We start from the raw sequence: 23,351 nt of genomic DNA on the forward strand, positions 1-23,351 counted from the left end.
CACCGGCAAAAGCGGCAGCGATATCAGAATTCGCCAGGCGCGTTAGCGAGCCCGGTGGCCACGGCGGAGCAGGCCGGCGGCGGCGACGCCCATCAGGCCCAGCGCTGCCGGCTCGGGTACCACCGCGAGCGTGTACGCCCCTTCAGAGATGTAGTCACCCGAACCGTCGGTCGAGTAGAACGCGGGCGTGAACGACGCCGGGAACAGCAGGCCGGTATAGCCGCCCGTCGAGGCGTCGGCCTGAGTGGCCGTCAACGGAATGGCGATCTCCTGCATGGTGGTTTCAGTGAAGTACGGCGCGGCGGCGTAAGTGGCGCCCGCAACGGTGCCGCCCGAGTTGAAACTGGCCGCCGTCTGCGTGAACGGGAAATCGTTCTGGAAGCCAGCATTCGATCCGATGGGGTTGCCGAAGATGCTGAACCCCGTCGATGCATTGTTGTCGCTGTCAATTCCGATGAACGTTCCCGCGCCGCTCTGCGGGTTTACCGGTGTGGCGAACGTCAGCAGGATGTACAAGTTCGTCGCGTCGTTCGCCAGCTTCACGCTCGCGAGGTCGATCGGCACCCCAGAGTTGACGCTCGTGCTCGAGTACACGGGCACGTCGGCCCAATCGCTGAAGTCGCCGTCGGATGAGATCGTCTTGTAGAAACCGGCCGAGGCCGGCAGGGTGGCGCATAGCAGCAGTCCGGCCCCGAGACACAGGACGCGTCCGACATTCATCGTGCTCGACATACATTCTCTCCCTGAAAATGTGCGGAAGCCGCGATCGCGCGGCCCACGCGAGTGAAGTGCGGTTGTTAGCGTTCCACTAAAGTTGGCTTCAATTGAATCTGCGAGAAGAACGGCGTCGCACCAGGCAACGTCGGTTCGATCGCGTGAAACGCGGCCTGACGGCCGACCTCGTCGAACGGCATGGCGACCGCAGGCAGTGGCTCAGTGGTGCGGTCGGCCAGCGTGTTGTCGATGCTGATGAACGCGATGCCCTCTGGCACGGCGTTACCGGATTCCTTGGCGGCGGCCATCGCACCGATCGCCTTCGAATCGCTCGCGCCAACGACGCCGTCGACCGCCACGCCGGCCATGAGCAACTGGCGCATCATTGCACGGCCGGCCTCGCTGTCGACGATGTGCGACCCCTCGATCGCCAGCGCCTTGTCGAACGCGATGCCCGCCTCGGCCAATGCCCGCTTGTAACCTGAAAGGCGGGCGCCAAAGCCCCAGTATGCATCCACCGGCCCGTTCAGCAGCGCGACGCGCCGGCGACCGTGGTCCAGCATGTACTTCGTCGCGAGATAGCCGGCGTGTTCCTGATCGATGAAGACACAATTGCCGTCGTCAACCGGTTCGTTGATCGACCATACCGTCCAGCCAAGCCTTCCCAGTTCGTTGCGCAGCGCCGGGCTGAACGACGGCTCGATCATGAGGGCCGGCCCGGCTTCGGTGGTATCCAGAAAGCGGCGCGTGTCGGTGTCAATTTCGCCGGCGTTGGCGCTGCGCAGCACGAGCGCTTGCCCAGCGGTGCCGAGCGCAGATTGGATGCCGCGCATCATGCGAAGCAGTACCTCGCGGGCATCGCCACCCAAGCTGGCGGTATGACTGGAGACGAAGACCGGCACTTGCGTCGCAGCCTGTCGAGCGACTTCGTTCAGGATGGGTCGCGGCCCGATTCGTCGTTCGGCCACAAACGTGCCTTTGCCCTGCTTCCGGTAGACATAGCCATCGCGAACGAGGTCCTGCAGCGAACGCACCAGTGTCGGGCGCGACACCCTGAATCGTTGCACGAGTTCCGCTTCCGATGGCACCACCGTGCCCGCAGCCCAGCGACCGTTCTCAATTTCTTCGATCAGGCTACGTTTCACCCGCTCGTATTTAGGCAGTTCCACTGTGGGCATTTTGAAACTTTACAAGTGCGTAGTTGTATTAGCAAGTACAATCTTGTGATTCTAAATGTTTATCGAAGTGCCGTCATAGCATGCTTGTCTTAAGATTTAGCCGTTGAAGCCCAAAAAATGGTCGGTCTCGGCTAATCCTTGAGGTCGACACTCGGAAAAGATTAGGGAAAAGATTTGACACTTGGCTTATCAAGGTGCACACTCACTTGTCAACCTGCCGCCTTGTTCTTCGGAGATTCAACATGTCACGCAAGACGCGTCTCGGCTTCACGCTGGTCGAACTGCTGGTCGTTATCGGGATCATCGCGCTGCTGATCAGTATGCTGTTGCCGGCGCTCAACGGTGCCAGGCGCTCGGCGGCCATGGTGAAATGTGCATCAAACATGCGGCAGATCGGACTGGCCCTACAGCAATATGGCCTGCGCGACGGCGACCGCAATCCCGCGTCGTACTACAACCCTCAGTCGTACGACTTGAACCGCAACGGCTCGGTTGAAGCCGGCGAGATTGGGCTGGTCGTCTACTGGCACCAGCGCATCCTTATCGACAAACTCGTGCCTGGCTTCGAAAGCCCGCAGGGAAGCGTGTTCCTCTGCCCGACGGACGAGGATCCGTTTCGCCCCTTCACATTTGCGACCGAGGTTGACCTGTTCAACACGAGTTACGGCATTAACAACTTCATGACGATCTACGACGGCGCCCCTTGGTCGCCTACCGGGTACGGCGTCGACGACATCAGTGGTCATTCGTGGCCAAAGCGGTCGCAGGTGCGCAACAGCTCAACGAAACTGCTGGTCGGTGAAGTGCACAGCACGATCTTGTTCAGCCCGTGGTCTCCCAACACATTCACGGCTGCCAATAGCGACCAGGTCGAGTGGCCGCGCCACGGTAAGTCGGGAAGCAGGGGCCGGCTAAACGTGCTGTTCGCGGACGGTCACGTGACCGCGGTTGAGCAGGGCAAGGACATCGCCGGTTTGACCACCAACGACATCACTGGTCTCGATTTCGGATTCGGCCCGCAGGTCACTGCCAAGGCTGAACTGCAGTGGTACGTGAACAAGTAGCCGTCGTCGCCCTCGTCCGCCGTCGATCATCTTCCGACACACGGCCCACCGCCTCCAAGGAGCATCAACCATGCGCTTCCGCAGCTTCGCCGCCAATATCACCACCGGCCTCATTCTGACCCTTACCGCATCATCGTTGGCCGAATTGCATGCCGATCCAAAGGGCGATACGAACGACCCCACCCGTGATGTGACGTCAATCGAGACGACCGAATCGGACGGCCGTCTCACCGTCAAGGTTACTGCAACCGGTGAGGGCGACTTCGGCACCTACCTGATCTTCTTCGACACCGACACGAAGGCCACCACAGGCTTCCAGCCACCGGCCGAGCCGAAGTTTGGGTTCGAGATGCTCGTGAGCGGCGACCAGTTGCTCTCGCACAATGGTGACACGCGCGACGTGTGGGCTTGGGAGCCCGTGTCGGCGGTACAGCGACAGGTCGATGGAAACACGCTCGTCGTGACGATGGACTCGAGTTCGCTCCGGAGCAAGTCTGTAGATCTGGCCGTCTGGGCGATGAGCGCCGATTGGATGAACCGCCTGGACAAGGCCCCCGATACCAAGCCGATCCGCGTGACGCTGAACCCGAACGCAGCCCCCGCGACCAAGCCCACAGCCGAGATGGCGGCGCCGAAGGAGAATCGGCACTTGTCGGCACGCGCACGCGTGAAGGCTGCGGCCAGCTACTACTGCTACTACGGCTCGGGCAAGGTCGAGGAACTGTCACACTACGACGTGGTGGTGCTCCACTCGCCGCAGATGAAGCCGGCCGACATCAAACGGCTGAACGACGCCGGCGTCGTCACGGTCGGCTATATCAGCGTGGGAGAATCGGAACCGCCCAAGCCGCTAGAGGGCGATGGCACCGGGCCCGGCGGGTTCGCCAGCTTCTACTTCGATAAGGATAGCGACAACAAGCCGGACATGAACCCGATCTGGCTCAGCTACTATACGAACGCGAACGACCCCAAGTGGCGCGAGGACCGCGTCCGAGAGGCCCGCCGTCTGGTGAACGAAGATGGCTACCACGGCATCTTCCTCGACACGATCGACACCGCGATGGCCAATCCGGAAACTGCCCCTGGCATGGTGCAGCTCGTGCAGGAATTGCGGGCGGCGCTGCCGGATGCGCCGATCGTGCTGAACCAGGGCTTCCCGCTCCTGCCTCTGCTGGCGCCGATCGCCGACGCGCTGATGCTGGAGAGCTATACTGCCACGTACGACTTCGACAGCAAAACGTACATGATGAACTACCCGCAGTCGATCGATCACCACCTCTCGCGCACCCAGCGCGAGATCCTGCCCGTGCTCGAGAAGCACCCGCTGAAGGTGTTCGTGCTCGACTACGCGCCTGAGCACGAGGTCGAGCGCATCCAAGAGGCTGCCAACCGCGCCGCGACGTTCGGCTTCCTATTCGCGGCGGCGCCGATCAGCCTCGATTCGGTGTATGCCAACAATATCGTGGGCAAGCCCGACCGGAAGTGGCTCAAGAAGATGACGACCCCGGAACTGCTGGCGCTCAAGCTGTCGCAGACGGCCAACGGGTTCCCGGTCGGTACGTCGATCAAGCCGTCCAGCGCATATGCGGGTTACAAGATCGATCCGATCGTCGATGGCGTGACGGATCGCACGACGCTGCATTGGTCAAAGGCCGCTTGGGCCTCGGCCGAAGATGAGGAGCCGGCTTGGATCGAATTTCAACTGCCCGAGCCACGCAAGGGCGGCGCGCTGCACATCGATTGGGAACCGTCGCACCCTTCCCGCGCCTTCACGGTGCAAGTGAAGCAGGGAGCCGATTCGACTTGGCGCGATACAAAGCGTACGACCGAAAACGACGCACGGGTGACAAAGGTCGAGTTGCCGAGCGAGCCGTACCAAGCGATCCGCATTCATCAGGAGCCGGGCGAAGGCAGCACCAACCGTCCCAATCTGATGTGGATTGCGCAGGTCTTCCTGAACTAGTCGTCCGACAGCGCTAAAGTAGATAGCAGTTCGACCCACACTCGGCGGGAGCAAGGTTTCCATGATACGCATCGCAGCAATTGGTTTGGGCGTTCGCGCCGCGTCGATGTTGTCGACGTTCATGCACGAAGATGCGACCGTCGCGCTCGCCGCCGTTGCCGATCCGGCTCCGGAAATGGTTCGGCAACAACTTAAGGGTCAGAAGGTGCCGTTCGACGGCACGCGGTTCTTCGATACCGCAGATGAGTTGCTTGAACACGCCGACGAGTTCGATGGCATCGTGATCGGAACGCGCTGCAACCTCCATACACCGCTCGCGATCAAGGTGGCGCCGACGGGGCTGCCGCTGTACCTCGAGAAGCCGGTGGGCATCGATTCCGAACAGCTTCAATCGCTGCATGACGCGTTCGTCGGCCGCGAGACGAGCGTGGTCGTCTCGTTTCCGCTGCGCATCACGCCGTTGATGACTCGGGTGATGAACATCGTCCATTCCGGCCGACTGGGCATTGTGAACCAGGTGCAGGCGTTCAACTACGTGCCGTACGGCGGCGTCTACTTTGGCAAGTGGTACCGCGACTACGACGTCACCGGTGGCCTATGGCTGCAGAAGGCGACGCACGACTTCGATTACATCAACCGCCTCGTGGGCGCCGCCCCGGTCGCCGTGGCCACGATGGGCACACGGCGCATTTACGGTGGGCACATGCCCGCCAACCTGCGCTGCTCGGCGTGCGACCGCGTCGATGCCTGCCCGGAAAGCCCGAAGAACATCAGTGCTCGTGGTGATGACGGCGGCATGGGCCGCGACGATCACGAATGCGCCTTCAGCGACTCGATCCGCCACCACGACGCGGCCTCGGCGCTCATTTCGTACGCCAACGGCGTGCACGCGTCGTACGCGCACAACTTCGTCACGCGTCGATCGGCCGGCTGGCGCGGCGCGCGCATCACGGGCTACAAGGCGACGCTCGAGTTCGAGTGGCACACGGAGACGATCCGCGTCACCGAACATCACGACAGCGCCGTCGACACGATCAAGGTCGAAGTCCCAAGCGGTCACCACGGCGGCGACACCGTGCTGGCGCAAAACTTCCTGGACGTGATCAAGGGCCGCGACGTCTCACACGCCACCCTCGCCGATGGCATCCTCAGCGCCGCCATGTGCGTTGCCGCCCGGACGAGCGAGGAGCGCGGGACATTCGAACGCGTCGTGCTCCCTGCGAGCCGAAACCTGGCCAGTCCGATCACCGCATAGAAGTGGCGGGCTGAAGAGCCAGACCTTCTGCGTGGTCATGCGGCCGCGCAGCGCCGGTCGTCTACTCAAGAGGATCGCTTGCAACCCATCGCGAAGCCCAATCTCCGCGCACGGAAACTAGGAAATTGCCACCCGCTGATGAGCAGGAAAATCTCGTCAAATTGGTGGGTGTTTCGAAACGGCGTTCAGAATGAAAGCCCTTGGCGAGTCGTAACTTCAGTGGAGCTATGGGGATTTGAACCCCAAATTCAACCATGCCATGGTCGCGTGATCCCATTTCACTATAGCCCCGGGATTCTGCTGCCACGCCGTTGCCGGTGTGGAGCACATACTTTATAGCGGATGACCGGCAAGTCAAGCCGTGTTCATGCATCATCAGCAGTAGCGGGCTCCGCCGCGGCTACATCGGGCGGTTGACGACGAAGTCGGCCATCACGTCCATCGTCTGCAGCGCATCGGTTCGCGGCAGAATGGCAACCGTGTTGCGGGCCTTGTCGACTAATTGGCGGGCGCGGTTGACGGCGAAGTTGATCGAGTTGGACGGCAGGATCAGGTTGCGGATCTGCTCAGCCTTGTCGGGGTCGTTCCCGGTCAGCAGGGAGCGCAACAGGGAACGGTGCTCGGCCGGCGCGGTGCGCATGAAGTGGATCAACGGCAGCGTCATCTTGCCCTTGGCGACGTCGATGCCGAGCGTCTTCCCGACCACGCCGGTGTCGCCGACGATGTCCAAGACATCGTCCTGAATCTGGAACGCCATGCCGAGGGACAGGCCGTACGTCTCGAGCGCGGCGGTGTGCTCGGCGGGCGCGTTGTTGATCCACGCGCCCAAGTGACAGCAGGCGGCGCACAGACTGGCGGTCTTGCGGGTAATGATGCGGAGGTAGGTGTCCTCGTCCAGATCGTAGTTGCCGCGATTGTCGATCTGCAGCAGTTCGCCCTCCGCCAGTTGGTTCGTCGTGCGGCCGATCAGGCGGCTGGCGTACTGGCTTTGCAGGCTGCTGCAGAGGTGGAAGCTGTGACTGATCAGGAAGTCGCCCAGCAGCACTGCAGCCTCATTGCCGCGCAGGTGGTTGATGGTGGCGCCCTTGCGGCGAAGCTCGGCTTCGTCCAACACGTCGTCGTGGACCAGCGTGGCCATGTGAACCATCTCGACGACAGTCGCGAGGGTCGTGTGGGCGTCGGTCAGCCCACCAGTTGCCTTGCCGGCCAGCAGCACGAGCGACGGCCGCAACATCTTCCCACGAAAACGGCTGACGTGCTTCACGAGCGTGTTCACGCAGCGCAGGTCGCTGGAGAGCTCGTCGTGAAAGCGTTGTTCGACCGCCTTCAGGTGTGGGCCGATGGATTCGGTGATGCTAGCCAAGGCGTCGGTCATGCGTCCTCCCGATAGTCGAGTATAAGGCAGACCGCGCGACGTTGCGATTCGCTGCGATAGTTTTTGAAAGGACTGAAATTGCCGACGGTTACGGCGTAACGCCAGTAAGCCAAACGGCGTACAATCGGACGCGATGCTACAGGTCTATCTCGATAACAACGCCACCACGCGGCCCGCGCCGGAAGCGATCGACGCGATGCTGCCTTTCCTACGCGAAGGCTACGGTAACCCATCCAGTGTTCACCGCTTTGGGCAATTGGCCCGGCAGGCGGTCGACCAGGCGCGAGGCCAGGTCGCGAAGCTTATCGGCGCAACCGATGCGTCGCTCCTGTTTACCGGCGGTGGCACAGAATCCATAAACACTGCAGTGCGCGGCGTGCTGCGATCGCGCGCACCGCGCAACCGTGTCGTCATCAGTGCCGTCGAACATTCCGCGACGCGGGAACTGTGCCAGCAACTGGCGAAGGAAGGTGCGGAGATCGTCACGATCGCGGTCGCGCGCGATGGTTCACTGGACTTGGATGAGTTGCGCAGCGCCATCACCGAGCAGACGGCCATCGTCTCCATTATGTGGGCCAACAATGAGACTGGCGTCATCTTTCCGGTGAAGGAGATCGCCGAGATCTGCCGGGCTGCGAAGGTGGCGTTTCATTGCGACGCGACGCAGGCCATCGGTAAGGTGCCTGTGGACGTGATGGACGCCGGCGTCGATCTGATGAGCTTCGCGTCGCACAAGTTCCACGGCCCCAAGGGAATCGGCGCGTTGTATGTGCGAAAGGGCCTGCGCGTCGCGCCGTTGCTGATCGGCGGGCCACAGGAACGAGGGCGGCGGGGCGGCACGGAGAACGTGCCGGGCATCGTCGGAATGGGCGTGGCTGCGGAAGTGGCGCAGACTGCGATGGAGGAGATGCCACGGGTGGCGACGCTGCGCGACCGGCTGGAACGAGAAGTGCTGGCGAGCATTGCAGAGTCAGCGGTGAACGGCCGCATTGACCTGCGCGTGCCGAACACGACGAACATCGGCTTCCACCGGCTTGAAGCGGAGGCCATCCTGCTGTTGCTGAGCGAACAGGGCATCTACGCCAGCGCGGGCTCGGCCTGCAGCAGTGGAAGCCTGGAACCATCGCCAGTGTTGCTGGCGATGGGTATTGATCCAAGGTACGCCCACGGGTCGATCCGCTTCAGCCTATCGAAGTTCACGACGGACGAGGAGATCGATCGCACGCTGGCGGTGTTGCCAGAGGTCATCGGCCGACTCCGGCGGGTACTGCCCGTCGCGGTATGACGCTGACACGCGGTACGGCAATTCTTGCCATTTCACCCTGACCCCCCGACACTCCTGCCGACCATGTTGAACGCTTTTGGTGGACCTGAACTGGTGGGGACGTTGCTGCTGATCGGCGCGGCGATGCTGATCTACGCGGTGGCGTGGTCGGCGATCGACCTGGTGACCGATGATGCGGTTTCGCCCGGCTGGCTCGCGGTCGGCAGTTCGCTACCGCTAGCGGCGGTGGCGTGGGCGGGGGCGCTGTTGGGGCAGGCGGACTTCGTAATGGCGGTGGTGCTCGGAACGTCGATCGCGGGGCTGGCGATCATTGTCGGCACGGTGCTCACGGGGCCTTCGGAACTGGAACTACCGCCGTCGTCGCGTGCGTGGCCGTTACTGCTGCCGGTGGTATTGCTCTTGTTGATGATGGGCTTCGGCGCCCGCATTGGCCTACAGGAGGCCGCGATGCTCGCGGTGCTGGGGGCGGCGGTGGGAGCCGTGTGGCGCGCAGGTGACGCGTCGCCTACGTTGTTGACCGATGCGGACGTCGTCCCCGTCACCACCGCCCGCAGGCGGCTGGATGTTCTCGTTGTACTGCAGGCACTGCTCACGCTGCTGCTGGCCGTGGTGGCGGGGTGGCTGGCGGTGCGCGGGGCGCTCGACCTGTCTGCCGCCAGACGCGGGCTATCGCCGGGCGTCGTGGGCATTACGCTGATCTCGGCGATGCTGATGCTCCCCAGCGTGGGGAAGGCGACGTTCCTGAGCCAGACAAACCGCGCGGGCATCGCGATCGGCGCGCAGGTGGGTGCGGTACTGATCGCGCTCACGTTCATTCTGCCGGTCGCCGTCGTCGTCTGGTACGTGCGAACGGTAGCGCTGACCGATGCGGGCGCTGTCGATCCCTTCGAGATGGACAGGGTCGTGGCCATGCCGTTTGCGATCGGTTTTTGGCGGGTCGAGACGACCGTTCTGCTGGCGCTCGCGCTCCCGTTGCTACCCGTGGCTGCGCGACGGTGGAAGCCGGGCCGCACGGAAGGGCTCGTGTTGATCTGCGGGTACGTCTATTACCTTCTACTGATCACGCGCGCAAGCAATCGCTGGCATTAAACCGGTGTGGTACATTGATCGTCCTCCGGAACGAATGGATCGTTCTTGGTTTATCAGATAATGCGGAAAGGCAGCACATGGCACGGGTCGCGTTGATCGTTTGGGGCGGATGGGACGGACACCAACCGAAGCAGGTCGCCGAGATTTTCGAGCGCGTCCTGAAGCAGGATGGCTTCACAGTCGAAATGTCGGACACGCTCGACGCGTTTAAGAACGTCGGCAGCATGAACGACCTTAGGCTGATCGTGCCGGTCTGGACGATGGGTAAGCTTGCCAACGAGCAGGGCGAGCCGGTCTTTAAGGCCGTGCGTGAAAACGGCGTGGGCATCGCCGGTTGCCATGGTGGCATGTGTGACTCGTTCCGCGAGAACACCGAGTGGCAGTTCATGACCGGTGGCCAGTGGGTCAGCCACCCCGGCAACGACGGCACCAAGTACCGCGTGAAGGTGCTGAACACCGGCAACGAAATCACGCAGGGCATCGGGGACTTCGACGTCTCCAGCGAACAATACTACATGCACGTCGACCCGGCGGCGCGCGTGCTGGCGACCACGGAAATGCCCGTGGCGGACGGCCCGCACGTGCCGAACGGGAAGTTCGACATGCCGGTCGTCTGGACGAAGTACTACGGCAAGGGCAAGGTCTTCTACAACTCGCTAGGCCATCAAGCGAACATCGTCGAGGCCGAGCCCTGCCTCACCCTCATGCGGCGTGGCTTCAACTGGGCCGCGAAGTAGCGCGGCGGCTACTCGCGTGAGGCTACATGACCGATGCACCAGCACCAGCACGATCGCGCCGACCCTGGCGACGGGGACGAAAGATCGCGCTGGCGCTGTTGACCGTTTACGCCCTCACCATGTTGTTCGGATGCCCCGCCGATCGGTTGTTGCTCTATCCTCGGCCGTCGGCGGAGTCGGTCTTCGATGCCTCGCCGCGTATGGTTGATTTCAACGGCGGCACGCTTGAGGTTTTCGTTGCGCGCTCGCCGGGCACCACGCGCAGCGAACCCGTTGCGTTCATGCTGGAGTTCACCGGCAACGCCACGCGCGCCGAAGACATCGCCGGTTGGGTCGCCTCGCGCTGGGGCGAGCGACCTGTGGAAACGTGGGTGATGAACTACCCCGGCTATGGTCGCAGCACGGGCGACGCGCGCCTGGCAGCCCTGGGGCCGGCGGCGCTGGCGACGTATGACGAACTGGCCAAGCTGGCCGCGGGCCGACCGATCGTGCTGGCTGGCAACAGCATGGGCAGCGCGGTGGCGCTACACGTCGCCACCCAGCGCCCGGTCGCCGGCTTAATCTTGCAGAATCCACCTCCACTGCGGCAGATCGTCCTGCGCGACCACGGCTGGTGGAACCTGTGGCTGCTCGCCGGCCCGGTCGCTCTGAGCATCCCCGCTAGCCTCGATTCCGTCGCCCAAGCTCGCCAGGTGACGGTCCCTGCGATCTTCATCATGTCCGATTCAGATGAACTCGTTCGCCCCGCGCTGCAGCGGAAGATCCTCGAGGCTTACGCCGGTCCTCGACGCGTGATCACACTGGTTGGCAAAGGTCACAACGATTCCTTGGACCGACCGATGGAACTGAGAGAATTTGGTGAAGCATTAGACTGGCTCCTGTCCCGATCAATCGCGCCCGAACAACAAGAATAGCGCACATCCGTCAGCGGAGCGCGCGCCTTAGCGATCGATACTTCCACCCCGGAAACATGCCTCCCAAGATCATCATTTTCGATCTCGGCCGCGTCTTGATCCGCATTTGCGATAGCTGGCAACATGCCTGTGCGGTCGCAGGCATCTCAGCGCCCACGGGTGAAATGGATTCGACGCGCGATGCCGCCTTGCTGAACTTGGTGAAACTGAACGAGGTCGATGCTATCGATCATCAGCAGTTCTGCGATCGGGTCGCGCCGCTGTTGGACCTGACGCCGTCGCAGATCGCGCGACTGTCGGACGCATACTTGCTCGGCCCGTACCCTGGCGTGCGCGAGCTGCTCGCACAGTTGAGGTCCGCTGGCCACATGACCGCGTGCCTCAGCAACACGAACACCAACCATTGGCGGCTGATGAACGACGTCGCGAATCCCAACGCGCTGCCTCTGGATCAACTCGACTACCGCTTCGCAAGCCAGCTGATGAGACTGCGGAAGCCCGACGACGCGATCTATGCGGCTGTCGAACAGGAAACGGGCTGCCGCGGCGATGAGATCGTGTTCTTCGACGACCTCCCCCACAACGTGGCGGCCGCCCAGCGGCGGGGCTGGCGAGCGTTTCAGATCGCGATCGATTCGGACCCCATCCAGCAGGTGCGAACGCACCTCCGAATAATCGGCCTGCTCGCCACGTGAACTAGGCCGCTGGCCCGAGCGGTATTTGCCGGAGACTTCACCGGCCGGAGGCTCGGGTCACGCAGGAGCAACCGAACGCTCGAGATCAATAAACCATCGCGAGCGCATCCGCGTTTTCGCGGACGATCGGGTGGTAGAGCGTGTCGCGTTCCACGGGCACCCGGCCGGCCTCGCGGATGAGGCGTTGGATGTCCGAAACGTGCAGTTCCTGGTGCGTCGTACCGCGGTCGCCTTCGCGTTTGGTGATGTCATACCAGACCACGGTTCCGTCGAGGTCGTCGCAGCCCCAGTCGAGCGCGATCTGCGACAGGCCGATGCCCTGCATGATCCAAAATGCCTTCACGTGCGGGATGTTGTTCAACATCAGCCGTGAGATGGCTAGCGTCTTCAGGTCCATCAGCCCGGTCGGCCCGGCCAGGTGCCCTAATTCGCTTTGATCAGGGATAAAGCTCAGCGGCACCATGCAATTGAAAAAAGCAGGTGACGAAATTTGCGACTCTGCCTGTAGTTCGCGCAACTTGATCAGATGCCCCACGCGCTCGGCCGGCGTCTCAACATGGCCATAGAGCATCGTGGCATTCGTGTAGATGCCAAGGCTGTGGGCAATGCGGTGCACCTCGAACCATTTGTCGGCCCGCACCTTGCCCTTGAAGACCTCATCGTGCACGCGATCGTCGAAGATCTCCGCGCCGCCGCCCGGCATGCTGCCGAGGCCGGCTTCGCGCAGGGCGGTCAGCACCTCGGCGACCGTCATGCGCGCGATGCGGGACAGGTGGATGATCTCGATGGCCGTGAACGCCTTCACGTGCAGTTCCGGGCAGGCGGCGCGGATGCCGCGGAGCATGTCGGTGTAGTAATCGAACTTCAGCCAAGGGTGCAGCCCGCCGACGACATGAACTTCCGTCGCCCCGGCGTCGCGCGCCTTCACCGCGGTGGCGACGACCTGTTCGACGGGCATCTCGTACGCGCCCTCTTCCCCGCGTTTGCGGTAGAAGCTGCAGAACTTGCAGGAGAGCGCGCAGACGTTCGTGTAATTGATATGGCGGTTGCGGTTGTAGTACGCCTTATCGCCATGCAACCGCTCGCGCACCACGTTCGCCAGCCGGCCGATGCCATGAAGATCGCGTGACGCATAGAGCGCCAGCCCATCCTCCAGCGACAGCACTTCGCCAGCGAGGACCTTGTCGCGGATGGGGATGAGCAGGGGGTCGGCGACGTTCATGCTGCTACAAGTATAGGGGCTGGGGCCATCTCCTTCGAGGAGCGGACAGGATTTTGAAAGCTCAGAATCAGGAAAGATAAGCGCTGCGAGCTACGGATTGGCTACGAAGACGTCGATTATTCCGAGTACGCCCACCAGCACGCTAATGACACCGTTAACGGTGAAGAAGGCCACGTTTAGCTTTGACAGATCTCCGCCGCGGACCAGCAGGTGTTCGAGCGTTAGCAACGCGATCGCGATCGAGACGCCCACTGCAAATACCACGCCGAACTCGGGCGTCGTCCACGCGAGCATGACGAACATCACCGCCGACACCACATGCGTCAGCCGGGCGACCCAAAGGGCGCCACTAATGCCCAGCTTAGACGGCACCGAATGCAGGCCTTGGGCCACGTCGACCGCGTAGTCCTGGCAGGCGTAGATGATGTCGAAACCGGCCGTCCAAGCCAACACCGCAGCGGCCATCCAGAGCGGTGGGGCGTCGATCGTTCCCTTTACCGCCAGCCAGGCGCACACGGGGGCCAGGGCCAGCGCAACACCGAGGTAATAGTGGCACAGGCGCGTGACGCGCTTCATGAACGGGTAGCCGCAGAGGTAGATCAGCACCGGCACCGACAGCAGCATTGGCCACGCGTTGCCGTACAGCCACCAGAAGCCGCCCGTCGCCATCACGAACGCCGCCGAGCTTGCCAGCAGCGTTGCGCGGACGAAGTGGCTCGACAGTGCGCCATTCGGAATGGCACGATTAGCTGTTCGCGGGTTGAGCGCGTCCAGTTTCGCGTCAAACAACCGGTTGGCCGCCATGGCGACCGTTCGGGCAAAGATCATGCAAAGGATGACCAGCAGCACGTGCCCCAGCCCCAGCCCATCGGGCGTGCGGTGGGCGGCCAGCACCGTGGCCAGCAGGGCGAAGGGCATCGCGAAGATCGAGTGCGACAGCTTGATGTCGCGCGCGAAGGTCGCCAGTCGATCAACGAAGGAGAGCGGGGAAGCGGCAAGGGTCGAATTATCGATGCGCACGACGTATTCTAGCGTGCCCGCGGGAAAGTTCCCGCGTTTCAATTATGATCAGAATTCGCGAAATAGACGACCGCGACTTGCGCGAGCGCATCCGCCAGGCGCTAGCCGACCGCCGCGGCATGTCGGCGGCGGCCATTCCTGACTGGTACGAGCTGGACGACCACGACTTCGTCGACCTCCTGAACGACCTGAAGGAAGCGGAGAACCCGACGCGACCGGACGACGACTATCGGGATTGAGCGGCAGCGTTCCGGGCTGACGCTCCCAGCTCGTACCCCGTCAGTTGTACTGTTGCGACCATCGTTTCCGATCGCACGCGCTCCTGATAGGCCCGGTGCAGTCGCAGCGTCACGTTACCGCAACGCCCTAGCCCGACCGGCTGCTGGTCCCACTGAGATACCCACGATAGTTCCCGCGTGGTGCTGGTGATGAACAGCTCGTCGGCTCGCAAGGCCTCAGTGACGGTCAACGGCTGTTCCTGCACCTCGATGTCCAACGACGCAGCGATCTGCAGCAGCACGTGCCGCGTGATGCCCGGCAACACCTTCGGGCCGACCGGGTGCGTGACGAGCGCGCCACCGATGACCGCGAACAGATTGCTGGCGCTGCACTCGGTGACGACGTCGTCCTCGATGAATGCCGCTTCATCAAACCCGGCCGCGGCGGCCTTATTCTTGGCCAGCACGTTGGGCAATAGGGCGATCGACTTGATCCAACAGCGCTTCCAGCGTTCGTCGGCGGCGCTCATGAGCTTCACGCCGGCCGCCGTGCCAAGCTCGGGCACCGAGGGCAGGGTGCGGGTGTAGAACAGCAGCGTGGGCTGAATGTGGGCGGGGTAAAGATGGTTCCGCGGCGCCACGCCGCGCGTCAGTTGCATGTAGACCATGCCATCCCGCACACCGGTTTGCGGCAGGAAGGTTAGGACATGCTCGGCCAGTTCACCGACCGTCATCGGCAGCTCGATCTCGATGCCCGCGGCGCTCTTCTGCAGGCGTTGGAGGTGCTCGGTCATCGTGAAGGGCTGGCCGTCATATAGCCGGACCACTTCGTACACCCCATCCGCGAACTGGAAGCCGCGATCCTCGACGCTGAGCTTCGCGTCGGCCATCGGGGTGACGTTGCCGTTGATCCAGATGATTTCCTGATTCATGTTCTTGGGCTCCAGTGATCGTGCCAGTGTAGCGAGCCTGCCGCCAGTTCTGAAAATCGCGATTGGCGGCCGCTCCCCTATAATCGGCCAATTCGATGGCCAACCCTTCACCCGCCTGGGACGACAACCTGCTGCAGAACCCCCACACCGTCGCCGACAAGCGCCGGCGGGTGCAGCAGATGTTCGCCGCGATCGCGCCGAAATACGACTTCAACAACCGCCTGCACTCGTTCGGCCGCGATCAGGCGTGGCGACGGAAGGCGGTGGAACTAGCGGGCGTTAAGCTTGGAGATCGTGTTGTTGACATCGCATGTGGCACTGGCGATCTAACCTTGGCATTCTTCAATGCCTTGACATGTAGAGACCCGTGGGGCGACGTGCTACCAAAGCGAGAAGAGCTGATTGGCATCGATTTCACGTACGAAATGCTTCCCGTAGCAGTAGGAAAGTCATCTCCCGAGGTGAAGCGTGAATTCGAAGTAGAGCGGCTAAGATCTGTCGCTCAGTACATCAACGGCGACGCCCAAGCCCTCCCGCTGCCGGATGCCTCCGCCGACGTCGTCTCCATCGCCTTCGGCATCCGTAACGTGCAGGACGTAAACGCGGCGTTGCGCGAATTTCATCGCGTACTGCGCCCGGGCGGGCGGGTGATCATCCTGGAATTCTCGCGACCGCGGAATCGGGTGATTCGGTTCTTTAACGACCTGTACTGCGCCAGGATCATGCCCCACACCGCGACGTGGATCAGTGGCGACAAGAGCGGGGCGTACAAGTACCTGCCGATGTCGGTCCAGTCGTTCATCGATCGCGACGAAATGGTCGCGAAGATCCGCGACGTCGGCTTTACGCAGGTCGAACAGTTCCCGATGACCTTCGGCGTCTGCGTCTGCTACCGGGGCGTGAAGACGTAGGTCTCGTTGCCGAGCTTTGAAAAGTCGAACCGCACGATCAGTTGCCGGAGTCGAACTTGATCACGCCGCGCTGGCGCTTTACGGCGATCACGCGGTCCTTGAGCGAATCGAAGATCGGGCGCGCGTTGGGCAGCCCTTTGATCTCCAGTCGCGGCGTCGACTTGTCGTCCGACACCACCACGATGTTCCCCACATTCAGCATGCGGTCGGCAAGCGTCTGGTAGTAGCTGATGTCGTCCACGTGCCACAGTTCCAGCGTGTCGACGTGCTTGTTAATAATGCCATGCTCGTAGTCGATGCGGTAGCTGGTGATGCGATACCGCTGGGTACGCGTGAAGAGCAACGGCACAAAAGGCAGCGCCAAGCCCAGCACGATGCAAGTGATCGTTACCAACGCGCCGGGAAACTGGCCGTTCAAGATCCAGAGCAGCACCGGCGTCAACAGCAACGCCAGCCCGACGACCGCCATCGCGATGGCGATGCCCACCTCGCCGCGCAGCACGGGCCGGCCATCGAAGTAGACGACCTCGTGATCGTTCGGGGCGGTATAGGCGCCGGGACCAGCAGCAGGGGTGGACGGGTTGGCTTGCGTCATGTTGCGTAGTGTAACTCGCCGCGGCCAATTGTGGGAAGGCGAGTGCAAGTGTGCCACAGGCGGCGTACCCGGCCGTGCGCTTCCGTCAGGTCGACGCCCCAGAACACGTGCCGACCACCCGCCGGTGGCACCCGGTCATCCCGTTGGATGGATTAGGATCAGATTTGCGGCTACCGCGAGCCCCACAGGCCCCCGGGGTTCTTGCCTGGCGCCTTCACGGCCCGCGGGTCGACCAGTTCACCCACGCTGAGTTTGAAGGCAGGTGAAAGGACCGGCCCGTGCACGCCGTAGCCCAGCGTGCGCAGCTGACGCGCGGTGAGCTGGTTGCAGTTGTTGAACAGGCTGTAGTGCTGGTGGTCGCGCCGCCAGGTGATCTTGGTCAGATCGTTGTAGACGGGCTTACCCTCGGCGCGGTCGTATCGGTGGTTCATCTCCACCAGCACCTGGTCAACGCGCTGCCGCGAGGCGGATAGCCGCCGCATCTTCTTCGGGAAGTAGATGAGCGTGGGCGAATCCTCACCCGGCGGCACTCGGAGGTACTGCCTACCGATGCCGGAACCACAACTGAACAGCAATGCGCCAACCGCATCGAACGGGCCATCACGGTTCAGGGCGGCGTAGCCGAAGTCACCGAACGCGTACTCGACGTACAGCCCGTCGTCGTCAACCGGCAGAATGAGGCTGGAGTGAACGCCGTAGTCGGTGAGGTAAACGTCGACGGGGTCCGCCGCACGTTGCGCCGGGGGCGTGACGTTGGCGCAACCCACGGCGAGACTGAGGACCAAGCCCGCGACTAATTTTGCGAGAACGTTCACGTCGTCGTATCCACGGTCAGGCGTGCGATCGTCGACCTGCCCGTGGCCGACGTGGCGGCGAACATACCCGCTGTGCACAACCTTGTCATGCGGTGGCCGGCGCTTGCAGCAACTATTTCTTCGAAGCGGGCGCGGCCTTGCGGTTGAACAGCAGGCGGTCGACCGAAAACGCGCCCGGTCCGACCGTCGTCAGCACCAGCGCGAGCCCCAACATGATGTAGTTGGCGTGGAACGGGCGGTTCATCGCATCCGGATCCTTCCAGACGCCCAGCGCGATAATGATGCTGATGAGCATCAGGCAGCACAGCCCGGCGCCCACGCGGCCGAGGAAGCCAACCACCAACATCGCGCCCGCGAGCACCTCGACCACCGGCAATGCCGTCAGATATGCGTTCCCGAGCGCCGCCGGCATCCACGAAGGCAGCAGACCAGCCGACTTACTGGCGAACGCTTCGATCCCCGGCCCCGTGATCTTGTTATATCCCGCGATGACAAAGTAGACGCCCAGCGACGCCCGCGCAAGCAGCAACGAAGCGTTCATCGCAAACAAACTGGCAAGCGGATTATTCATAAGTCGCAACACCGAAACTGGATTCTAGTAAACTTGCCGGGCTGGCCGCTTCAGCGGCCAGTTCTTAGGGGATCCGGACACGAAGGAACCCCACGCTCACATTCGCTCTATCGGTCAACGACAGGTCAGACTGCAAGTTCTTTCGCGCGCTTCGCAGCCGCTTTCACGGCGCTAACAATTGCTTCCTCGAACCCAGCGGCCTGCAGTGCCGTGATGGCCGCATGCGTCGTGCCGTTCGGGCTCGTCACGCGTCGACGCAGCTCGGCCGCGGAGACGCCGGGCTGCGCAACGAGCATCTTGCCCGCGCCCAGCGCCGTCTTGGCCGCCAGCGAGCGGGCCTGCGGCTCGGTCAGGCCAAGCTCGACGCCCGCCCGGGTCATCTGTTCGACCATGAAGAAGAAGTACGCCGGCCCCGACCCACTGACGGCCGTGACGGCGTCGATCTTGTCCTCGGGCACCTCGATCACGTCCGCACACGATTCCAGCAATCGCCGGGTGGCCAGCACATCGGCGTCCGTCGCAAACGCCCCGCGGGCCAGCCCGACGGCTCCCTCACCGACGGCCATCGGTGTGTTGGGCATCGTGCGAATGGCCCGCCAGTTGGCGGCTGCTCCCAACTGCGATTCGATGAACCGCGTGGTGATGCCCGCGGCTACCGAGACGTAGATCGCATCGTGGTGCGCCGCCGGCGCGATCTCGCGCAACACTTCACCCAGTTTGGCAGGCTTCACACAAAGCAGCACGACGCGCGACTGCGCCGCCACCTGCCGGTTGTCGCTTGTCGTCGCGAGGCCCCCGAGCCGCTTGGCGAACTCGCCGAGCCGGTCGGCGTTGTGGTTCGACGCGATGATCTGTTCTCCATGCAGCACCCCAGCACTTAGCACGCCCGCGGCGATCGCCTCGGCCATGTTTCCGGCGCCGATAATTCCAAGTTCAAAGGTCATGAGTGGTTTGATTGTACACCAACATAGCCCTGGCTTGGCCGGGGGTCTTCTTCGACCGAGACAAAGCCCGAACGGACCGTCGTCACGCCCGCGCTTCGCGCTGGTCATGGATGATCTTATCCGTCACGCCATTGATCTCGGCACCGATCAGCAGCACGAGCGAGTCGAGGTAAAAGACCATTAGCAGGATCACAACGCCGCCCACGGTTTTGTAGGTCTTGTCGTAGTTGCCGAACTCGGTGAGGTAGATGCGCAAGCCCATCGCCAGCAGAATCCAAACGGCCACACAGAAGATCGATCCTGGCGTGAAGAACCGAAACGAATGCTTCACGTTCGGCCCGTAGTGGTAGACGATCGCAGTGATCGAGAAGACCAGGAAGAACGACAGGCCGTAGCGGATGAAGTCCGAGCTAATGTCGATGAAGAGGAGCCAGCTGGGGCCAAGGTTTAGCCGGGCGAGCCAACCGGTCTCATAGTTCCGCAGGTAACCCAAAACAACTGATCCGACCGGCACGAGAACCAGCACCATGATGACCATGGACGCCGTCGCCAGCGTAAGGGCCAGCGCAAGGACGCGCTGCCGCACGAGGCTGCGCGAGGTCGTCGCCTGGTAGGCGGCGTCGAGCGCGGAGATCGTCATGTTCATTCCACCCGTGGCGGTCCAGAGCGTGATGAGCAGACCGATGCTGAGGAAGCTGACCTTCTCGGTCTTGTTGTCGTTCAGCACTTCCCTCACGATTTCGACGATTGGCGCAGCCGCCTGTTCGCCGGGCACAGACTCGTTGATGTAACTGATGAGTGTCGTGCGCGCTGTACCTCGGGCGTCGTCGCTCATCACCAGCGGCACGAGCGACAGCAGGAAGATCAGAAACGGGAAGATCGAAAACAGCCACGAGTACGCCATCGCCGAGGCCAGCGTGAGCAGGTTGTCGTTGTTTACCTCATTCCAGACGCGCTTCGCAAACGCGATGAAACCGTAACGTCGAAGGGCGGGGATGGCGGTGCGGAGCGATGGCATGCGTTTAAGTGGAGCGTCGAAGAAAATATCAAGCGTGCGGTCAGCAATACGCTGGCCGCACGCTTGGAAAAGCCTCGCAAGGAACAAGCAAAACTTAGACCGTCATGCCGCTTTCCTCGTCCGCCTGCTGTTGGGCCTTGGCGGCCTCGTACTCTTCCAGCGTGATGGTCGCCTCACGGGCCTGGCTACCCTTGTAGTCGCCCACGAGCCCCGCGGCGGCCATCTGCTCGATCAGGCGGCTGGCTCGGCTGTAGCCGATCGTCAAACGACGCTGCAGCAAGCTGACGCTGCCACGCTTCGTCTCCAGCACGATGCGGACGGCGTCCTCGAACAGCTCGTCGCGCTCCATGTCGCCGTCCTCGCCCAGGGTGGCCTTGATCTGCACCAGCTCCGGCTCGTACTGCGCCGCCGCCATGCTCTTGACCAGCTTCACGCTGTCGCGGATTTCCTTGTCGTCAATATACGTGCCCTGGCCACGCATGGGTTTGCTTGCGCCCGGTGGCAGGAACAGCATGTCGCCCTGGCCCAGCAGCAGTTCGGCACCGTTCTGGTCCAGCACGATTCGGCTGTCCATCTTGCTGGCGACGCGGAACGCGATCTTGCTCGGCATGTTCGACTTGATCAGGCCCGTTACCACCGTCGCCTGCGGCCGCTGGGTCGCCAGCACGAGGTGAATGCCGACCGCGCGGGCCTTCTGGGCCAAGCGCACGATAAAGCTTTCGACTTCCTTGCCGCTGGTCATCATCAGGTCGGCCAGCTCGTCGATGATGATCACGATGTACGGCAGTTTCTTCGGGATCTTCGCTTCCTCTTCCTCGTTGGAAGGCTCGAAGCGCTCCTTCAGCTCGTCCAGCGTCAGCTTGTTGTAGTCCTTGATGTTCCGGACGCCCGCTTCGGACAGGATCTCGTAGCGCTCGTCCATCTTCTCGCAGGCCCAGTCCAACACGCTCGTCGCCCGGCCGGTCTCGTTGATGACCGGGCACATGAGGTGCGGGATGTCCTTGAACGGCGCCATTTCGACGACCTTCGGGTCGACCAGGATCAGCTTCACGGTGTCCGGCCGTTGAAGGTACATGATCGACATGATGATCGTGTTGATGCAGACCGACTTACCGGAGCCGGTCGTGCCGGCGATCAGGCAGTGGGGCATCTTGGTCAGGTCGGCGATCAGCGGCTCACCGCTAGCGTCCTTGCCGAGGAAGATCGGGATGCCGTCCTTGGCGGCGCCGTCCGGGGCCTGCTGCATCAGCTCCTTCAGGCGCACCTTTTCCTTCTCGGCGTTGGGCACTTCAATGCCGACGGTGCTCTTGCCGGGAATCGGCGCGACGATGCGGACCGTCTCGGCCTTCAGCGAACGTTGGATGTCGTTCGACAGCGCGCTGATCGTGCTGACCTTGATGCCGGGCGCCAGCGCCAGCTCGTACATGGTGATGACCGGGCCGGTGTCGATCTCGACGACGTGCGCATCGATGTTGAACTCGCGCAGCGCCTGTTCCAGCAACGCGGCCTGTTCGCGGACGAACTGCTCCTGCGACTCGACATAGCCGTGCTCGGCGTCGCCCAGCACGCTCCAGTCGGGCAGTTGGTACTCGCCCAGTTCCTGCCGGGGTGGCGGGGAGACCTGGCGCGGCCGGGCCATGCTCGGCAGCTTTACCTTGATGTCGCGCCGGATCTCCGGTGGGGCGATCGTCGCGGGGCCCTCGGCGTCGTCGGGGGCGTCGATCGGTGTCACGCTCGGGCCGTTCACGTAGTCGGGCGCGGGCGTCGAGGTGACGGCCATCGATTGCTCGACCGTCGGATTGAAAACCGCCGGCGCTGCGTGCACAGGAATGGCCATCGAAGGCGCCGCCGGCGGAATGACCGCCGCGGTCGCGGGCGTGGGTTCGGAGTCGTCGGAAAAGGCGGCGTGTTCCTCGGCCGGCTCGTCATTGTCGTACGACAAATCGATCTGGTTCTCAGCCGGCTTCTTACGGCGCAACAGGGCCGGCAGCTTCCACGACGATTCACCGTCGTCCACGATGTCGGCCATCGTCCGGCGCGTCTGCATCTTCGGCACCGGCGCTTTGGCGGCCCTCGGCTTCAGGTCAGTCGCTTCCGCACCCACCGTTCGAAACTTTGGAAGCGACGGCAGGGTGGGCAGTTCGGGGAAGTTGAAGCGAGCCGTGTTGTTGCGCAGCTGTTCGGCGGTGGCGGTGGCGACGCTCGGCACGCGGGCGAGCAAATCGTCGGCGGCCAGCAGAATGCCGACCAAGATCGTCACGCCCAGCACCAGCCGGGTGCCGACGGTGTTCAGGTGACCGTGAAGGTACGTTGAGAAGGAGATGCCAACCCAGCCGCCGTTGCCTTCGGGGAAGCTGGTGTTCGAGCCCGGATATAGGTGATGGACGACCGTTGCGAACGCGACACTGATTAGCGTCAGCCCGATCAGGCGCATCCACCAGTCGCCGACCTTTGCCTGGAAGATGAATGCGATGCAGCAGAAGCCGGTGAAAGCCAGGATCGGGAAGACGCCCTGACCGATGGCGGCGTACGTCCAGTAGGCGACGAACGCGCCGGCGCTACCGCAGAGGTTCTGCGTCGTGCCGTGCGGGTAGACGTTGTGGCTGGGCCAGTCGCTGTCGTGGAAGCTCGCGATCGACAGCAGCACGAACAACCACACGCCGCAGGCGAGGAACTGAAGCACCCGGCGCAACAGCAGGTGCGGATCGCGCGGGGCGGCTTCGGGTTCAAACTCAGGTTCGACGTTACGCGGCAATGTTCACCTCTTAAACAAATTCTGGTGACGGATGGGTGGTGCCTGACGCGGAATCACTTCCTGCCGGGTACCACGCATCGA

22 protein-coding genes and 1 tRNA gene are annotated in these 23,351 nt (G+C 62.8%); 10 read left to right on the forward strand and 13 right to left on the reverse strand.

From position 1 onward, the window contains the following. Positions 1-42: 42 nt before the first annotated feature. A complete protein-coding gene (locus VGN72_12795; GenBank protein HEV7300240.1) occupies positions 43-732 on the reverse strand; it encodes a PEP-CTERM sorting domain-containing protein in 690 nt (229 codons plus the stop codon). Positions 733-797: 65 nt separating this feature from the next. Beyond that, a complete protein-coding gene (locus VGN72_12800) occupies positions 798-1,892 on the reverse strand; it encodes a GntR family transcriptional regulator (protein HEV7300241.1) in 1,095 nt (364 codons plus the stop codon). Between the two features lie 242 nt (positions 1,893-2,134). Here VGN72_12800 and VGN72_12805 point away from each other — a divergent pair, with 242 nt between their 5' ends. From VGN72_12805 to VGN72_12815, 3 genes are all read left to right on the forward strand, one after another. Further along, the gene (locus tag VGN72_12805) at positions 2,135-2,956 is read left to right on the forward strand and encodes a prepilin-type N-terminal cleavage/methylation domain-containing protein (GenBank protein ID HEV7300242.1); all 822 of its coding nucleotides are present in this window, start codon (positions 2,135-2,137) and stop codon (positions 2,954-2,956) included. 70 nt (positions 2,957-3,026) lie between these two features. Further along, the gene (locus VGN72_12810; protein ID HEV7300243.1) at positions 3,027-4,919 is read left to right on the forward strand and encodes an endo alpha-1,4 polygalactosaminidase; all 1,893 of its coding nucleotides are present in this window, start codon (positions 3,027-3,029) and stop codon (positions 4,917-4,919) included. A 61-nt stretch (positions 4,920-4,980) separates the two neighbouring features. Next, positions 4,981-6,174 (forward strand): Gfo/Idh/MocA family oxidoreductase, encoded by a 1,194-nt coding sequence (locus VGN72_12815; protein ID HEV7300244.1) that lies wholly within the window; start codon positions 4,981-4,983, stop codon positions 6,172-6,174. Between the two features lie 220 nt (positions 6,175-6,394). Here VGN72_12815 and VGN72_12820 read toward each other — a convergent pair. Both VGN72_12820 and VGN72_12825 read right to left on the reverse strand, forming a co-directional pair. Then, a tRNA-Ala gene (locus VGN72_12820) sits at positions 6,395-6,465 on the reverse strand. Between the two features lie 109 nt (positions 6,466-6,574). Beyond that, positions 6,575-7,549 (reverse strand): polyprenyl synthetase family protein, encoded by a 975-nt coding sequence (locus VGN72_12825; GenBank protein ID HEV7300245.1) that lies wholly within the window; start codon positions 7,547-7,549, stop codon positions 6,575-6,577. A gap of 133 nt (positions 7,550-7,682) precedes the next feature. On the opposite strand from VGN72_12825, the gene nifS reads away from it, so the two are divergent. From nifS to VGN72_12850, 5 genes are all read left to right on the forward strand, one after another. Continuing rightward, positions 7,683-8,834, forward strand: coding sequence for a cysteine desulfurase NifS (gene nifS / locus VGN72_12830; protein ID HEV7300246.1), 1,152 nt, complete (start codon positions 7,683-7,685; stop codon positions 8,832-8,834). 63 nt (positions 8,835-8,897) lie between these two features. Continuing rightward, entirely contained in the window at positions 8,898-9,923 is a 1,026-nt protein-coding gene (locus tag VGN72_12835; GenBank protein HEV7300247.1) for a hypothetical protein, read from the forward strand. 77 nt (positions 9,924-10,000) lie between these two features. After that, entirely contained in the window at positions 10,001-10,660 is a 660-nt protein-coding gene (locus VGN72_12840) for a ThuA domain-containing protein (GenBank protein HEV7300248.1), read from the forward strand. 26 nt (positions 10,661-10,686) lie between these two features. Beyond that, a complete protein-coding gene (locus VGN72_12845; GenBank protein ID HEV7300249.1) occupies positions 10,687-11,574 on the forward strand; it encodes an alpha/beta fold hydrolase in 888 nt (295 codons plus the stop codon). A 56-nt stretch (positions 11,575-11,630) separates the two neighbouring features. Continuing rightward, entirely contained in the window at positions 11,631-12,269 is a 639-nt protein-coding gene (locus tag VGN72_12850) for an HAD-IA family hydrolase (GenBank protein ID HEV7300250.1), read from the forward strand. An 85-nt stretch (positions 12,270-12,354) separates the two neighbouring features. Here VGN72_12850 and mqnE read toward each other — a convergent pair whose 3' ends face one another. After that, complete coding sequence (gene mqnE, locus VGN72_12855; GenBank protein HEV7300251.1) at positions 12,355-13,491, reverse strand: aminofutalosine synthase MqnE; 1,137 nt, start codon at positions 13,489-13,491, stop codon at positions 12,355-12,357. 90 nt (positions 13,492-13,581) lie between these two features. Continuing rightward, positions 13,582-14,511 carry a UbiA-like polyprenyltransferase gene (locus tag VGN72_12860; GenBank protein HEV7300252.1) on the reverse strand — a complete coding sequence of 310 codons (930 nt, stop codon included), beginning with the start codon at positions 14,509-14,511 and terminating at the stop codon, positions 13,582-13,584. 44 nt (positions 14,512-14,555) lie between these two features. On the opposite strand from VGN72_12860, the gene VGN72_12865 reads away from it, so the two are divergent. Then, the gene (locus VGN72_12865) at positions 14,556-14,750 is read left to right on the forward strand and encodes a hypothetical protein (GenBank protein ID HEV7300253.1); all 195 of its coding nucleotides are present in this window, start codon (positions 14,556-14,558) and stop codon (positions 14,748-14,750) included. Here VGN72_12865 and dat read toward each other — a convergent pair. Then, positions 14,738-15,661 carry a D-amino-acid transaminase gene (gene dat / locus VGN72_12870; GenBank protein HEV7300254.1) on the reverse strand — a complete coding sequence of 308 codons (924 nt, stop codon included), beginning with the start codon at positions 15,659-15,661 and terminating at the stop codon, positions 14,738-14,740. The genes VGN72_12865 and dat overlap by 13 nt on opposite strands. A 95-nt stretch (positions 15,662-15,756) precedes the next feature. Here dat and ubiE point away from each other — a divergent pair, with 95 nt between their 5' ends. Further along, positions 15,757-16,572 carry a bifunctional demethylmenaquinone methyltransferase/2-methoxy-6-polyprenyl-1,4-benzoquinol methylase UbiE gene (gene ubiE, locus VGN72_12875; protein ID HEV7300255.1) on the forward strand — a complete coding sequence of 272 codons (816 nt, stop codon included), beginning with the start codon at positions 15,757-15,759 and terminating at the stop codon, positions 16,570-16,572. A 37-nt stretch (positions 16,573-16,609) separates the two neighbouring features. Here the strand turns inward: ubiE and VGN72_12880 are convergent, their stop codons facing one another. From VGN72_12880 to VGN72_12905, 6 genes are all read right to left on the reverse strand, one after another. Further along, a complete protein-coding gene (locus VGN72_12880) occupies positions 16,610-17,167 on the reverse strand; it encodes a PH domain-containing protein (protein ID HEV7300256.1) in 558 nt (185 codons plus the stop codon). Positions 17,168-17,337: 170 nt separating this feature from the next. Then, the gene (locus VGN72_12885; GenBank protein HEV7300257.1) at positions 17,338-17,982 is read right to left on the reverse strand and encodes a hypothetical protein; all 645 of its coding nucleotides are present in this window, start codon (positions 17,980-17,982) and stop codon (positions 17,338-17,340) included. Between the two features lie 112 nt (positions 17,983-18,094). Continuing rightward, positions 18,095-18,553, reverse strand: a complete 459-nt coding sequence (locus VGN72_12890) for a DoxX family protein (GenBank protein HEV7300258.1) — start codon at positions 18,551-18,553, stop codon at positions 18,095-18,097. Between the two features lie 125 nt (positions 18,554-18,678). Next, a complete protein-coding gene (gene proC, locus VGN72_12895; protein HEV7300259.1) occupies positions 18,679-19,497 on the reverse strand; it encodes a pyrroline-5-carboxylate reductase in 819 nt (272 codons plus the stop codon). Between the two features lie 82 nt (positions 19,498-19,579). Further along, positions 19,580-20,515 (reverse strand): YihY/virulence factor BrkB family protein, encoded by a 936-nt coding sequence (locus tag VGN72_12900; GenBank protein ID HEV7300260.1) that lies wholly within the window; start codon positions 20,513-20,515, stop codon positions 19,580-19,582. A gap of 94 nt (positions 20,516-20,609) precedes the next feature. Continuing rightward, positions 20,610-23,270, reverse strand: a complete 2,661-nt coding sequence (locus tag VGN72_12905) for a DNA translocase FtsK (GenBank protein ID HEV7300261.1) — start codon at positions 23,268-23,270, stop codon at positions 20,610-20,612. Positions 23,271-23,351 lie beyond the last annotated feature (81 nt).

The organism is Tepidisphaeraceae bacterium, assembly GCA_035998445.1.
In the GTDB taxonomy this organism is placed as follows: Bacteria; Planctomycetota; Phycisphaerae; order Tepidisphaerales; family Tepidisphaeraceae; genus DASYHQ01.